The organism is Bradyrhizobium lablabi (genome assembly GCF_001440475.1).
GTDB classification, from domain to species: Bacteria; Pseudomonadota; Alphaproteobacteria; order Rhizobiales; family Xanthobacteraceae; genus Bradyrhizobium; species Bradyrhizobium lablabi.
The window spans coordinates 328,905-329,557 of the sequence record NZ_LLYB01000046.1 but is presented as its reverse complement, the minus strand read 5'-3'; the positions used below and the strand labels follow the sequence as shown (position 1 = coordinate 329,557).

Sequence of the window (653 nt, the reverse complement as noted above, 5' to 3'; positions counted from 1 at the left end):
AAGAGCCGCGCCTATGGTGACGCCAATCCGCCGCTGACCTACCAGGTCGGCGGCGCCGGCCTCGTCAATGGCGACAGCCTGTCGGGTGCATTGGCGACATCGGCGACGACGGCGAGCAACGTCGGCACCTACGGCATCACGCAAGGCTCGCTCGCGGCCTCGGGCAACTATGCACTCACCTATACCGGCGACAACCTCACGGTGACGCAGCGCGCGATCACGGTGACGGCCGACGCGAAAAGCCGCGTCTACGGCGATGCCAACCCTGCGCTGACCTATCAGGTCGGCGGCGCCGGCCTGGTCAATGGCGATACGCTGTCGGGTGCGCTAGTGACATCGGCAACGACTTCGAGCAACGTCGGCACCTACGGCATCATGCAAGGCACGCTGGCGGCCTCGGGTAACTATGCGCTGACCTATGCGGGCGACAACCTCACGGTCACCCAGCGCGCGATCACGGTAGCGGCCGACGCCAAGAGCCGGGCGTATGGCGACGCCAATCCGGCGCTGACCTATCAGGTCGGCGGCGCCGGCCTCGTCAATGGCGACNGGGTGCGCTGGCGACCTCGGCGACCGCCGCGAGCAATGTCGGCACCTACGGCATTACGCAAGGAACGCTGGCGGCCTCGGGCAACTATGCGCTGACCTATACG

1 protein-coding gene and 1 pseudogene are annotated in these 653 nt (G+C 67.0%); both read left to right on the top strand.

The features are described 5' to 3' along the window. Positions 1-33: 33 nt before the first annotated feature. A pseudogene (locus tag CQ14_RS45795) lies at positions 34-549 on the top strand (MBG domain-containing protein); the annotation flags it as partial. A gap of 8 nt (positions 550-557) precedes the next feature. Then, on the top strand, positions 558-653 hold a 96-nt coding region (locus CQ14_RS47540), incomplete at its 3' end, for an MBG domain-containing protein (RefSeq protein ID WP_283807202.1).